At 73.0% G+C, this 13222-nt stretch carries 11 protein-coding genes and 1 pseudogene; 2 read left to right on the top strand and 10 right to left on the bottom strand.

Annotated features, from left to right (window positions below; translation table 11 throughout):
• The 9 genes and pseudogenes from AB0B83_RS28765 to ruvC all read right to left on the bottom strand — a co-directional run.
• A pseudogene (locus AB0B83_RS28765) lies at positions 1–82 on the bottom strand (F0F1 ATP synthase subunit A); the annotation flags it as partial.
• Between the two features lie 81 nt (positions 83–163).
• Complete coding sequence (locus tag AB0B83_RS28760) at positions 164–2653, bottom strand: bifunctional (p)ppGpp synthetase/guanosine-3',5'-bis(diphosphate) 3'-pyrophosphohydrolase (protein WP_357580791.1); 2490 nt, start codon at positions 2651–2653, stop codon at positions 164–166.
• Positions 2654–2847: 194 nt separating this feature from the next.
• Positions 2848–3414: an adenine phosphoribosyltransferase gene (locus tag AB0B83_RS28755; RefSeq protein ID WP_357580789.1), complete on the bottom strand. Its 567-nt coding sequence runs from the start codon at positions 3412–3414 to the stop codon at positions 2848–2850.
• A 101-nt stretch (positions 3415–3515) separates the two neighbouring features.
• Entirely contained in the window at positions 3516–4709 is a 1194-nt protein-coding gene (gene secF / locus AB0B83_RS28750) for a protein translocase subunit SecF (RefSeq protein ID WP_357580788.1), read from the bottom strand.
• Between the two features lies 1 nt (position 4710).
• The gene (gene secD / locus AB0B83_RS28745) at positions 4711–6636 is read right to left on the bottom strand and encodes a protein translocase subunit SecD (protein WP_357580787.1); all 1926 of its coding nucleotides are present in this window, start codon (positions 6634–6636) and stop codon (positions 4711–4713) included.
• A 257-nt stretch (positions 6637–6893) separates the two neighbouring features.
• The gene (gene yajC / locus AB0B83_RS28740) at positions 6894–7238 is read right to left on the bottom strand and encodes a preprotein translocase subunit YajC (RefSeq protein ID WP_311413839.1); all 345 of its coding nucleotides are present in this window, start codon (positions 7236–7238) and stop codon (positions 6894–6896) included.
• Between the two features lie 138 nt (positions 7239–7376).
• Complete coding sequence (gene ruvB / locus AB0B83_RS28735; RefSeq protein WP_357580786.1) at positions 7377–8447, bottom strand: Holliday junction branch migration DNA helicase RuvB; 1071 nt, start codon at positions 8445–8447, stop codon at positions 7377–7379.
• On the bottom strand, positions 8444–9046 hold the full coding sequence (gene ruvA / locus AB0B83_RS28730) for a Holliday junction branch migration protein RuvA (protein ID WP_151456909.1): 603 nt from the start codon (positions 9044–9046) through the stop codon (positions 8444–8446). Before ruvA ends, ruvB begins: the two co-directional genes overlap by 4 nt.
• Entirely contained in the window at positions 9043–9570 is a 528-nt protein-coding gene (gene ruvC, locus AB0B83_RS28725) for a crossover junction endodeoxyribonuclease RuvC (RefSeq protein WP_132240119.1), read from the bottom strand. Before ruvC ends, ruvA begins: the two co-directional genes overlap by 4 nt.
• Before the next feature lie 211 nt (positions 9571–9781).
• On the opposite strand from ruvC, the gene AB0B83_RS28720 reads away from it, so the two are divergent.
• Positions 9782–10564 carry a 3-hydroxybutyrate dehydrogenase gene (locus tag AB0B83_RS28720; RefSeq protein WP_311413841.1) on the top strand — a complete coding sequence of 261 codons (783 nt, stop codon included), beginning with the start codon at positions 9782–9784 and terminating at the stop codon, positions 10562–10564.
• 14 nt (positions 10565–10578) lie between these two features.
• On the top strand, positions 10579–12498 hold the full coding sequence (locus AB0B83_RS28715; protein WP_357580785.1) for a helix-turn-helix domain-containing protein: 1920 nt from the start codon (positions 10579–10581) through the stop codon (positions 12496–12498).
• A 91-nt stretch (positions 12499–12589) separates the two neighbouring features.
• On the opposite strand, the gene AB0B83_RS28710 is transcribed toward AB0B83_RS28715, so the two are convergent.
• Positions 12590–13216 carry a TetR/AcrR family transcriptional regulator gene (locus tag AB0B83_RS28710; protein WP_357580790.1) on the bottom strand — a complete coding sequence of 209 codons (627 nt, stop codon included), beginning with the start codon at positions 13214–13216 and terminating at the stop codon, positions 12590–12592.
• Positions 13217–13222: the final 6 nt, after the last annotated feature.

The following is a 13222-nucleotide window of genomic DNA, read 5'->3' as shown; positions in this document are numbered from 1 at the left end:
CGTGCTTGCGGGCGCCGATGTAGAGGTACATCACGTAGGAGATCGCGGCGAGCACGATGGGGAACGCGATGTGCGAGTTCGGCTCGTCCGTTCCACCCGCACACCCGCGCCCCGGCTCGGTCGGTGCCGGGCCGGGGCGCTGGTGTGCCAGGGGTCGGCGGGGTCAGGCGCCGGAGGTGACGCGGTAGGCGTCGAAGACGCCGTCCACCTTGCGGACCGCCGCCAGCAGGTGGCCCAGGTGCTTCGGGTCCGCCATCTCGAAGCTGAATCGGCTCACCGCCACCCGGTCGCGGGTGGTGGTGACCGTGGCGGAGAGGATGTTCACCCGCTCCTCGGAGAGCACCCGGGTCACGTCGGCGAGCAGCTTGTGCCGGTCCAGCGCCTCGACCTGGATGGCGACCAGGAACGTCGACGCCGAGGTGAGCTTCCAGCTCACCTCGACCACCCGCTCGGCCTGTGCCCGCAGGTCCTCGGCGTTGGCGCAGTCGTCGCGGTGCACGCTCACGCCGCCGGAGCGGGTGACGAAGCCGAAGACCGAGTCCGGCGGCACCGGCGTGCAGCAGCGCGCCAGCTTGATCCACACGTCGCTGACCCCGCGTACCACCACGCCCGGGTCGGCGCTGCTCTGCCGGCTGCGGGGCGGACGGGTGGCGACGGCGGTCTCGGCGATGTCCTCCGCCGCGCCCTCCTCGCCGCCGTACGCGGCCATCAGCTTCTGCACCACCGACTGGGCGGAGACCTGGCTGTCGCCGACCGCCGCGTAGAGGGAGGCCACGTCGGCCAGGTGCAGGTCCCGGGCGATCGCCATCAGCGCGTCGGAGGTGAGCATCCGCTGCAACGGCATGCCCTGCTTGCGCATCGCCTTGACGATCGCGTCCTTGCCGGCCTCGATCGCCTCCTCGCGCCGCTCCTTGTTGAAGTACTGCCGGATCTTCGTGCGCGCCCGCGGGCTCTTGACGAAGCCCAGCCAGTCCTGCGTCGGGCCGGCCGTGTCGGACTTCGACGTGAAGATCTCGATCACGTCGCCGTTGGACAGCGTCGATTCGAGCGGCACCAGCTTGCCGTTGACCCGCGCCCCGATGCACTTGTGCCCGACCTCGGTGTGCACCGCGTACGCGAAGTCCACAGGCGTCGAACCGGTCGGCAGCGGGATGACGTCACCCTTCGGGGTGAAGACGTACACCTCCTGGCTGGACAGGTCGAAACGCAGCGCGTCGAGGAACTCGCTCGGGTCGGCCGCCTCCCGCTGCCAGTCCAGCAGTTGGCGCAGCCACGTCATCTCGTCGATGTGCGCGGGCGGGCCGACGATCTGGGTGCCCTTGTGCTCCTTGTACTTCCAGTGCGCGGCGATGCCGAACTCGGCGGTGCGGTGCATCGCGTACGTGCGGATCTGCATCTCCACCGGCTTGCCGGTGGGCCCGATGACCGTCGTGTGCAACGACTGGTACATGTTGAACTTGGGCATCGCGATGTAGTCCTTGAACCGGCCCGGCACCGGCTGCCAGTTGGCGTGGATCACGCCCAGCGCCGCGTAGCAGTCCCGCACCGTGTCGACCAGGATCCGCACCCCGACCAGGTCGTAGATGTCGTTGAAGTCGCGACCCCGCACGATCATCTTCTGGTAGATCGAGTAGAGGTGCTTCGGCCGCCCGGTGGTCTCCGCCTTGATCTTGGCGGCCTTCAGGTCGGTCTGCACCTTCTGCGTCACCTGGCGCAGCAGCGCCTCCCGCTGCGGCTGGTGCTCGCCGATCAGCCGGTTGATCTCCTCGTAGCGCTTCGGGAAGAGCGTGCCGAAGGCGAGATCCTCCAGCTCCCACTTGATCGTGTTCATACCCAGCCGGTGGGCCAGCGGGGCCAGGATCTCCAGCGTCTCCTTCGCCTTCTGCTCCTGCTTCGGGCGGGGCAGGAAGGTGAGGGTACGCATGTTGTGCAGCCGGTCGGCCAGCTTGATCACCAGCACCCGCGGGTCCTTGGCCATCGCGACGACCATCTTGCGGATCGTCTCGGCCTTGGCCGCGTCGCCCAGCTTGACCTTGTCGAGCTTGGTCACCCCGTCGACCAGCAGCGCCACCTCGCCGCCGAAGTCGGCCCGCATCTGGTCGAGGGTGTATTCCGTGTCCTCGATCGTGTCGTGCAGGAGCGCGGCGACCAGGGTGGTGGTGTCCATGCCCAGGTTGGCCAGGATCGTGGCGACCGCGAGCGGGTGGGTGATGTAGGGGTCGCCGGACTTGCGGTACTGCCCGGAGTGCCAGCGGGCCGCCGTGTCGAAGGCGCGCTGGAGCAGCCGCGCGTCCGCCTTGGGATGGGCGTCCCGGTGGGTCGAGATCAGCGGCTCCAGCACCTCGCTGACCTGCGAGGACTGCCACGGCGCGTTGAACCGCGCCAGCCGCGCCCGGACCCTGCGGCCGGTGGGCGCGGTGGAGAGCGCGAAACCGGCGCTCGGCATGTGGTCGCCGACGACGTCGGCGGGGAACGGAAGCAGGACCCCCTCGGCCGCCGCGCCCGCGCCGCCGGCCGTGGCCGTCGGCGTGTCGGGGCGTACGGGCTCGGCCGGGACGGTCACGCCAGGGCCCGCCTCCGGGGCCTGCGCGTCACCGTTGGGTGCGGTCGCCGAGCCGTCCGCGTCGCCTGTCGGGTACACCGTGCCCTCCACCGGAGGGGCGACATCGTGGGACACCGGCCTCCTCACCGCTCGCCGGGAAGTCACCGACCGTGCGCCGGCCGGCCTGGTCTCGCGCCGCCCGGACGGGTCCCGCCCGGTCAGCAAAGGGCAATGCTACCCGCACGCACGGTGCCCCGCCGCTCCGCCGGACGGTCCGCACCGGGTCCGCCCGACGGTCGGCGGGGTCAAACGGTCAACAGGGCATGCACCGGGCGCGGGGCCAGCCGCTCCCGGCCGCCGAGGAAGGCGAGCTCCAGCAGGACGGTGAAGCCTGCCACGGTCCCGCCGGCCCGCTCCACCAGGTCCAGCGTCGCCTCGGCGGTGCCGCCCGTGGCAAGAACGTCGTCCACCACCAGCACCCGGTGCCCGGCCGTGAAGGCGTCCTCGTGCACCTCCAGCGTGGCCTCGCCGTACTCCAGGGCGTAGGAGGCCGAGTAGGCCGGACGGGGCAGCTTGCCGGCCTTGCGCACCGGCACGACGCCGACCCCGGTCGCGTACGCGATGGCGGCAGCGACCACGAACCCGCGCGCCTCGATGCCGACGACGGCGTCGAACGACTCCCGCCCGTGGTACGCGACGATCCCGTCGATCACCTGACGGAACGTGTCGCCGTCGGCGAACAGCGGCATCAGGTCCTTGAACATGACGCCGGGCTTCGGGAAGTCGGGCACGTCGAGCACCCGGCTGGCGACCAGCGCGGCGGTGGCCGGGCCGCTGTCTCCCCGTACCCCGGTGCTGTGGGTCTCCGTCACGGCAGTTCCGCTCCCCTTCACGACGACGGCGTCCTGCATGCTGCTCGCACAGCATGAAGGACGCCGTCGGATCGGTTCCTACCGGGTCTGCCCGGCCCGGCTCAGCGCCGCTTGCCGCCACCCGGCCGGTTGCCACCGCCGCCGGCGGGTCGGCCGCTCCGGGCGCCGGTCGGGCGCTTCCCGGCCGGTCGGGCGCCCACCCGCGGCGCCGCGCCGGCCAGCGCGGCCGACTCCGGGTCGACCGGCTCGTCGTCGGACTCGTCGGTACGCGGGGCGGTGCCCTTGCCGGTGACCTCGCCCCGGGCGATCGCGCCCCGGCGGGCCATTACCCGCTTGTTGTGCGCCTGGATGCGCGGATCGTAGTTCTTGAGCAGCACCAGCAGCGGCGTGGCCAGCAGGATCGAGGTCAGGAACGCCACCGCCATACCGACGAAGAGCACCAGGCCCAGGTCCTTCAGAGTGCCCGCGCCGAGCAGGCCGGCACCGATGAAGAGCAGACCGCCGACCGGCAGCAGCGCGACCACCGACGTGTTCAGCGACCGCATGAGGCTCTGGTTGATCGCCAGGTTGGCGGCCTCGCCGTACGTCTGGTTGTTGTTGGCGGTGATGCCGCGGGTGTTCTCCTGCACCTTGTCGAAGACCACCACCACGTCGTAGAGCGCGAAGCCCAGGATCGTGAGGAAGCCGATGACCGTCGACGGGGTGACCTCGAAGCCGACAAGCGAGTAGATGCCGGCGGTGAGGACCAGGTTCATGATCAGCGAGGCGACGGCCGCGACCGCCATCCGCCACTCGAAGCGCAGGATCAGGTAGACCATCACCACCGCGATGAAGATGACCAGACCGAGCAGCGCCCGGGAGGTGACCTGGCTGCCCCACGCCTCGCTGACCTGGTTGCCGCTGATGGCGGCGGCGTCGATGCCGAACTCCCGGGCGATCTCGTCCTTGACGGCGTTGGACTGCTCGGTGTCGAGCTGGCTGGTGCGCACCTCGTAGAAGTCGCCGCCGGTGCCGCCGACCTTCTGCGTGGTGACCACCTCGGCGCCGTCGGCGGCCGTGTCGAGGGCCTCCTGGACCTTCAACTCGGTCTGATCCAGCGTGCCGACGCTGGCCGGGATCTGGAACGAGTTGCCGCCGGCGAACTCGATGCCGAGGCTGAAGCCGCGCAGCCCGAAGCTGAGCAGCGACAGCAGGATCAGCGCGAGCGCGACGCCGAACCAGAGCTTGCGCCGACCGATGATGTCGAGGCCGGCCTCGCCACGGTAGAGGCGGCTCGCGAGACCACTCTTTGCCATCTCAGGCCTCCTTCACGCGCGGGTTGCGGGGCTTGGCCGGCTCGGCCGTCCGGGGCGGGAGCGCCCGGCCGAGGCCGCTGACCCGCGGGGACAGGAACGCGGAGGTGCGGGCGAACATCGTCATGATCGGGTGCCGGAAGAGGAACACCACGACGAGGTCCAGCACCGTGGCCAGGCCGAGGGCGAACGCGAAGCCCTTCACCGTGCCGACCGAGACCACGTAGAGCACCACCGCCGACATCAGCGTGATCGCGTTGGCCGAGATGATCGTGCGGCGGGCCCGGATCCAGGCGCGTGGCACCGCGCTGCGCGGGCTGCGCCCCTCGCGGATCTCGTCCTTGAGCCGCTCGAAGTAGATGACGAACGAGTCCGCCGCCACACCCAGTGACACGATCATGCCGGCGATGCCGGCGAGGGTGAGGGTGAAGCCGATCTGCCGGCCCAGCACCACCAGCGCGCCGAAGACCAGCAGCGCCGAGAGAACCAGGCTCAGGAAGATGACCGAGCCGAGCAGGCGGTAGTAGAAGAACGAGTAGACGATGACCAGCAGCATGCCGATGCCCGCCGCGAGCAGACCCGCCCGCAGGTGGCTGGCACCCAGGGTGGCGGTGACGTTCTGCTGCTCCTGCGCCTCGAAGGTCACCGGCAGCGCGCCGTAGCGCAGCTGGCCGGCCAGGGCGCTGGCGTCCTTCTGGTTGAAGTTGCCGGTGATCTGCGAGTTGCCCGTCAGCACGCCCTGGATCTCGGGCGAGGAGACGATCTCGTTGTCGAGCACGACGGCGACACGGCACTTGCCGTCCTGGCCGAGGGCGGTGGCGTCGCAGGCCTGTCCCTCGTTGTTGAACGCCTCGCGGGTCAGGTTGGTCCACTTGGTCTGGCCGTCGCCCGTGAAGTCGAGGCTCACCACCCACTGGCTGGTCTGGTCCAGCACCGCGCTGGCGCCCTTGACGTCGGTGCCCAGCACCTTCGCCTGGTCGAGCAGGTACTTCGCCACGCCGTCCTCGCAGGCCACCGCCTGCTGGTCGGCGGCCGAGATCGACGCCGGCGGGCGCTTGTCGAGCTGGGCGCAGCTGATCTGCGGCACGTTGAACTGCACCGCCGCCGGCAGCACCGCGACCTCGCGCGGGTCGAGAGCCGCGAACGGCTTGAGCTTCTCCGCCAGCGACGGGTCGGCGGCCAGGTCGGCCGGGGCCTGGAGACCGCTCGCGGCCGCCCAGGCGGCGGCGCCGACCTTCTGCTCGACGGCCTTGCGCTGCTCCTCGACGCTCTGCGGCACGGGCTCGCCGCTGGTGCTCGGCGCCGGGGCGGCGGCCGAGGGCGTGGCGCTCGGTGCGGCCGACGCGCTGGCGCTCGGGGCCGGGGCCATGCCGCCCTGACCGCCGCTGGGCGACGCGGTCGCCTTCGGCGCGGCGCTGCCCGACGGGGCGGCGCTGCCCGAGGGCTTCGCGCTGCCCGACGGGGCCGGGGCCGCGCTGCCCGACGGGGCCGGGGTGGCGGCGGGCGGCGGGGCGGTGGCCGCGCCGCTGCCGTCGGCGGCCTTGAGCACCTTGCGGAAGCGCAGCTCGGCGGCGTCGCCCACCTCGGTCAGGTCGCGGTTCTCGCCAGGCAGGGAGATCACGATGTTGCGGTTGCCCTCGGTGACCACCTCGGCCTCGGCGACGCCGAAGGCGTTGACCCGGCTCTCGATGATCTGGCGGGCCTCTTCGAGGTTCTCCGCCGTCGGGGCTTGGCCGCCGATGCTGTTGGTCGCCTCCAGCGTCAGCCGGGTGCCGCCGACGAGGTCCAGGCCGAGCTTGGGCTCGAGCCGGTCCTTCCACCCGCCGCTGGCGCCGCCCGCGAAGAACACCAAAAGATAGAGGACGACGAAGATGAGCCCGAGCACGGCCAGTTGCCGTCCGGGGCGCATCTGTCCCTGAGGTGGTGCCACGGCTGTCCTGTCTCCCTGTACGGTCGCGCCGCTGGTGCGGCGGGTGTCGGCCGGTCCGGCCGGCGGGTCCGACGGGCCGGCGTCGGAGGCCGGCATCCGGCTCCGGGCTCGGCGTGGGGGCGCCGGGCGGAACGGGACGAGCCGGCTTCCGGCGTCGGGCCCAACTATCCAGTTTTCACGTCGCCTCCGCTGCCCCGTCGGGGAAAGTCGTCACCGGAGTCCGGCGACGACCACTCCGCGCGGGGCGGGAGCGACAGTCATTCCTTGACGACGTCCGCGTCCTCGACGACCGGCTCGTCGGCGGGGCGCTCCGCCTGGCTGACGACCCGGGCGATGGCCGGACGGGCGTAGCGGGTCTGCACACCGGGCGCGACCTCGAGCAGGACGGTGTCGTCGTCCACGCCGGTGACCGTGCCGTAGAGGCCACCGATGGTGACCACCTCGTCGCCGGGCGAGAGGGCGGACTGCATGGACTCCGCCTCACGGCGGCGCTTCTGCTGCGGGCGGATCATCATGAAGTACATGACGCCGAAGAGCAGAGCGATCATGAGGATCGGCGTCAGGCTGCCGGCACCCCCGCCGCCCTCTGCTGCGTAAAGCACGGTGAAAGACCTTCCCATTGGCCCCCAGCCCGGCGCGGGCGCGCCGGAGCGGAAGCGGATTCTCACGTCCTGTACAGACCGGCGCGAGTCTAATCCCTGCACCTGGGAACGCCGAATGCGGCACAGATCACGTTCACATCACGGCTGATCGACATCCGTCGAGAACAGATCGGGCACCGCAGGAGCATTCGTGCCAAATATACCATTCGGCGGCGTACGGCCCAGATGCCGCCAGGCGGCCTCCGTGGCGACCCGGCCGCGCGGCGTACGGGCCAGCAGGCCGGCCCGGACCAGGAACGGCTCGCAGACCTCCTCCACCGTGTCCGGCTGCTCACCCACCGCCACGGCCAGCGTGGACAGGCCGACCGGCCCGCCCCGGAACGAGTCGACGAGCGCGGTCAGCACCGCCCGGTCCAGCCGGTCGAGGCCCAGCGCGTCGACGTCGTACACCTTGAGGGCGGCCCGGGCGGTCTCCAGGGTGACCACGCCGTCGGCCCGGACCTCGGCGAAGTCGCGGACCCGGCGCAGCAGGCGGTTGGCGATCCGGGGCGTGCCCCGGGAGCGGCCGGCGACCTCGGCGGCGCCGTCGTCGGTGATCGGCACGCCGAGGATCCGGGCCGAGCGGCGCAGCAGCACCTCCAGGTCGGCCGGCGAATAGAAGTCGAGGTGCGCGACGAAGCCGAACCGGTCGCGCATCGGCCCGGTGAGCAGGCCGGAGCGGGTGGTCGCGCCGACCAGGGTGAACGGTTCGACGTCCAGCGGGATCGCCGTCGCGCCCGGACCCTTGCCGACGATCACGTCGACCCGGAAGTCCTCCATCGCGCTGTAGAGCAACTCCTCGGCCGGCTTGGCGATCCGGTGGATCTCGTCGATGAAGAGCACGTCGCCCTCGGCGAGACTGGTCAGGATCGCCGCCAGGTCGCCCGAGCGCTCGATCGCCGGGCCGCTGGTCACCCGGATGCCCGAGCCCAGCTCGGCGGCGACGATGTTGGCCAGGGTGGTCTTACCCAAGCCGGGCGGCCCCGAGAGGAGGATGTGGTCGGGCGGGGAGCCGCGCCGCATCGCGCCCTGCAGCAGCAGGTCGAGCTGGTCGCGGACCCGGTGCTGGGCGATGAACTCCTCCAGCCGCTTCGGCCGGACCGTGGCCTCCGCGTCGAGGTCGGCGTCGTGCACGTACGCGGAGACCAGCCCGCCGTCGGGCCCCGTCACCGGGTGCGGCCCAGCAACCGGATGGCCTGCTTGAGCAGGACCGGCACCGGCGGCACGTCACCGTCGATGGTCTCCGCGACGGCGGCCACCGCCTGGTCGGCCTGCCCGGCCGTCCAACCGAGCCCGACCAGCGCCTGGCGGACCTGCTCCGGCCAGGCCCCGCCGGTGACCCCGGCCGCGCCGTCGGCGCCGACCGGCACCGGGCCGACGCGGTCGCGCAGCTCCAGGACCAGGCGCTCCGCGCCCTTCTTGCCGATGCCGGGCACCCGGGTCAGCGCGGCGGTGTCGGCGTTGGCGATCGCCTTGCGCACCGCGTCGGGGGTGTGCACGGCGAGGACGGCCTGGGCCAGCCGGGGGCCGACACCGCTGGCGGTCTGGAGCAGCTCGAACAGCTGCTTGGCGTCGTCGTCGGCGAAGCCGTAGAGGGTGAGCGAATCCTCGCGGACGACCAGGCTGGTGGCCAGCCGGGCGGGCTGGCCGATGCGCAGGTCGGCGAGGGTGCCCGGAGCGCACTGCACCGCCAGGCCCACCCCGCCGACCTCCACCACGGCGTGATCCGGACCGGTCGCGGTCACCACCCCGCGCACGCTGGCGATCATCTGGCTCCTCCTCGTCGTACCCGGTCGGCCGCGGCGGCCAGCTTGGAGCGCGTCCCGCCGCGCCACACGTGACAGATGGCCAGGGCCAGGGCGTCGGCGGCGTCCGCCGGCCTCGGCGGCTCGGCCAGCCGCAGCAGCCGGGTGACCATGGCGGTCATCTGCGCCTTGTCGGCCTGGCCGGAACCGGTCACGGCGGCCTTCACCTCGCTGGGCGTGTAGGTCTGCACGGGCAGCCCGGCGCGGGCGCCGGCGAGCACGGCGATCCCGCTGGCCTGGGCGGTGCCCATCACGGTGCGGACGTTGTGCTGGCTGAAGACCCGCTCGACGGCGACGCTGTCGGGCCGGTGCTCGGCGACCAGGTCGGTGAGCGAACGGTCCAGGTGCAGCAGGCGCAGCGCCAGGTCGTCGTCCGGATCGGTGTGGACGACGTAGTAGGCGATCAGCGTGCAGGGGCGCCCCGGCACACCCTCGACCACGCCGACCCCGCACCGGGTCAGCCCCGGGTCGACGCCCAGCACCCGCACGCCGCCTCCTCCCCCAGCCGCCAGCGAGACCCCAGCCGCCAGCAGTACGTGTGTTCGACACCCTACCGAGCCGGGCGACACCCCGCCGCCGGGGACACGCCGGGCGCGCCGACACGCCGCGCGGGGCGCGGGGCGGCCACACATGCCGGGCGGTGAGTATGTGTCGCCGGCCCATGTGCGCCCGGACACACAGCTCGTAACTTCATGCGCCATGACGGCAGAACCCGTGGCGGTCCCCCACGTCGTACACGTCGACCTCGCTGGTCGTACCGCCCTGGTGACCGGGGGCGGGAGCGGCATCGGCCGGGCCTGCGCCCTGCGGCTGGGCGCCGCCGGCGCGGAGGTCCTGGTGGTGGACCGCAACATCGAGGCGGCCAAGGCGGTGGCGGCGGAGGCCGGCGGGCGGGCCGAGGGCGTGGACCTGGCCGACCCGGACGCGGTGGACCGCCTCGACGCCGACGTGGACATCGTGGTGAACAACGCGGGCCTGCAGCACGTGGCGCCGGTGCAGGAGTTCTCCGCGGAGCGCTTCGCCCACCTGCACCGGGTGATGGTGGAGGCGCCGTTCCTGATCATCCGTCGGGCGCTACCGCACATGTACGCCAGGGGCTGGGGGCGGATCGTGAACATCTCCTCGGTGCACGGGTTGCGCGCCTCGCCGTACAAGTCGGCGTACGTCTCCGCCAAGCACGCGCTGGAGGGGCTGTCGAAGGTGGTCGCGCTGGAGGGCGCCCCGCACGGCGTGACCGCCAACTGCATCAACCCGGCGTACGTGCGCACCGCGCTGGTGGAGAGCCAGATCGCCGACCAGGCCGCCAGCCACGGCATCCCCGAGAGCGAGGTGGTCGAGAAGATCATGTTGGCGCGGGCGGCGATCAAGCGGCTGATCGAGCCGGAGGAGGTGTCCGAACTCGTGGCGTACCTCTGCTCGCCGCCGGCGGCGTTCATCACGGGCGCGTCCATCGCGCTCGACGGGGGCTGGACGGCGAACTAGTGGCAAGCCGCACAATGTCGGTCATGTCGTCACCGGTGGAGTTCCTGGAGCTGCTCGCCCGCGAGGCCGCCGCGGTGGAGTTCGAGGGGCCGCTCATCGCCGCGCGCGCCGCCGGGCTGTCGCCCGCGCGGCTCGCCGAGCTGGAGCAGGCCAAGACGGTGGCGCTGCGGGTCCGCGCGCTGCTGGAACGCCGCCGCCGCCGGGAGGTCGAGCTCTCCGGGCTGTACGACACGGTCAGCGACCTGGCCGGGCTGCGCGACCTGGACGACGTGCTGCGCGCGATCGTGCACCGGGCGCGCAACCTGCTCGGCGCGGACGTGGCCTACATGACGCTCGACGACGAGGAGCGCGGCGACACGTACATGCGGGTGACCGACGGCTCGGTCTCCGCCCGCTTCCAGCAGCTGCGGCTGCCGATGGGCGCGGGCCTGGGCGGCCTGGTGGCCCAGTCCGGCGCCCCGTACGTCACCGCGAACTACCCGGAGGACGACCGCTTCCACCACACCGGCGAGATCGACGCCGGCGTGGGCGAGGAGGGCCTCGTGGCCATCCTCGGGGTGCCGCTGCGGCTCGGCTCGACCTCGATCGGGGTGCTCTACGCGGCCAACCGCTCGGCCCGGCCGTTCGTCCGCGAGGAGGTGGCGCTGCTGGTCTCCCTCGCCGCGCACGCGGCGGTGGCGATCGACACCGCGCGGCTGCTCGCGGAGACGCAGGCCGCGCTGGAGGAGCTGTCGGCGGCCAACACCACCATCCGGGCGCACAGCAGCTCCGTGGAGCGGGCCGCCGCGGCGCACGACCGGATGACCGCGCTGGTACTGCGCGGGGGCGGCGTGGAGGACGTCGCCGCGGCGGTCACCGACGTGCTCGGCGGGGCGCTGCTGGCGCTCGACGCGGAGGGCCGGCTGCTGGCCCGGGTCGGCGAGATCGAGGAGCCGGACCGGGCGGACATGGTGGAGGCGGTGGCCGCGTCGCGTACGGAGGGCCGCAGCGTGCGCCGGGGCCGGCTCTGGTACGCCGCCGTGGTGGCCGGGGCGGAGAACATGGGCGCGCTGGTGCTGCGCCCCGACGACGAGCTGGTCGACGCCGACCAGCGCATCCTGGAGCGGGCGTCGCTGGTGACGGCGCTGCTGCTGCTGTTCCGGCGTACCGTCGCCGAGGCGGAGGGGCGGGTCCGGGGCGAGCTGCTCGACGACCTGATCGCCCGGCCGCTGCGGGACACCGACGCGCTGCGCAGCCGGGCCCGCCGGCTCGGGGTGGACCTGGACGCCCCCCACGTGCTCGTGGCGGTCGGCGACGACGCCATCGCCGCCACCGGCTCGGCCCGGCAGCGGGTGCTCTCCTGGGCCACCACGTACGCCTCGACCCGGGGCGGGCTGGCCGCCGCCCGCGACGGGCGGGTGGTGCTGATGCTGCCCGGGCAGGACGCGGGCGGCAGCGCCCGGGCGGTGGCCCGGGACCTGTCCCGGGTGACCGGCCGGCCGGTGACCGCCGGGTCGAGCGGCCCGTCGACGGGACCGGCGTCGCTGGCCGCGACGTTCGCCGAGGCGGAGCGGTGCCTGACCGCCCTGGGTGCGCTGGGCCGCTCGGGGCAGGGGGCGAGCACGGCCGAGCTGGGCTTCGTCGGGCTGCTGCTGGGCGCGGTCGGCGACGGGGGCGACAAGGACGTCAACCGGTTCCTGACCGCCACCGTCGGGCCCGTCGTCGACTACGACGCCCGGCGGGGCACCGCGCTGGTGCGGACCCTGGAGGCGTACTTCGGGGTGGGCGGCAGCCTCGCCCGGGCCGCCGAGCTGCTGCACGTGCACGTCAACACGGTCACCCAGCGGCTGGAACGGGTCGGGCAGCTGCTCGGCGCGGACTGGCAGAAGCCGGAGCGGGCGCTGGAGGTGCAGCTGGCCCTGCGCCTGCACCGCCTGCGTACGCCCGCCGCCTGACGGCCCGCGCACCCGGGCGCCGACGGACCTGGCCGCAGCACGACCGACAGGCGTCCGGCCGCCGGGGCCGCCGCCAGGCGAGGCGGGGCCGTCAGCGGGCGCGGATGCCGTCCAGGACGCCGTCGACGATGCGCTGCGGCAGGGTCGCCTCGTCGAGGTCGGGGTGCCAGCGCATGACGCGCTGCACCAGCATCGGGCCGGTCAGCATCGCCATGACCACCTCGACGTCGAGATCCGCGCGCAGCTCGCCGGAGCGCATCCCGCGCCGCAGCACCTCGCGCATCATCTCCCGCCGCGGCTCGATGATGTTCTGGTAGAGCTGGTACTGCTCGGGGCTGCGGTTGACCTCCGGGACCAGGCAGGGCATGATCCGCGCCGCCCGCGGGTCGATGTGGTTGCCGACCGCGCCGACCAGCAGGATCAGGTCGTCGCGGACCGAGTGGCCGGCGGGCTCCGGCGGGGTGCCCTTGAGCGTACGCAGGGCGTCGCGCAGCAGCGCGTCCTTGCCCGGCCAGCGGCGGTAGATGGTGGCCTTGCCGACCCCGGCGCGGGCGGCGATCGCCTCGATCGAGATCGCCTCGATCGTGCTGCCGTCGGCGAGCAGGTCGAGGGCGGCCTCGACGATCGCCTCGCCCAGTGGGAGCACACCGGCGAGCTGAACGGCCAGATCGAGGAGGCGTTCACCGGCCACGAGCTGGTCACGGTCTTCGGCCGGCAGCGCGAG

Origin of the sequence: Micromonospora sp. NPDC049060 (genome assembly GCF_040649055.1) — a bacterium.
In the GTDB taxonomy this organism is placed as follows: domain Bacteria; phylum Actinomycetota; class Actinomycetes; order Mycobacteriales; family Micromonosporaceae; genus Micromonospora; species Micromonospora reichwaldensis.
Note: the sequence above shows the minus strand (reverse complement) of the source record. Positions and strands in the feature narration are given on the sequence as shown.

Excerpts from the sequence above, each read along its gene's own strand:
- AB0B83_RS28715 (WP_357580785.1), top strand. The coding sequence starts at position 10,579 with ATGTCGGTCATGTCGTCACCGGTGGAGTTCCTGGAGCTGCTCGCCCGC.
- secF (WP_357580788.1), bottom strand. The coding sequence starts at position 4,709 with ATGGCAAAGAGTGGTCTCGCGAGCCGCCTCTACCGTGGCGAGGCCGGC.
- AB0B83_RS28720 (WP_311413841.1), top strand. The coding sequence starts at position 9,782 with ATGACGGCAGAACCCGTGGCGGTCCCCCACGTCGTACACGTCGACCTC.
- ruvA (WP_151456909.1), bottom strand. The coding sequence starts at position 9,046 with ATGATCGCCAGCGTGCGCGGGGTGGTGACCGCGACCGGTCCGGATCAC.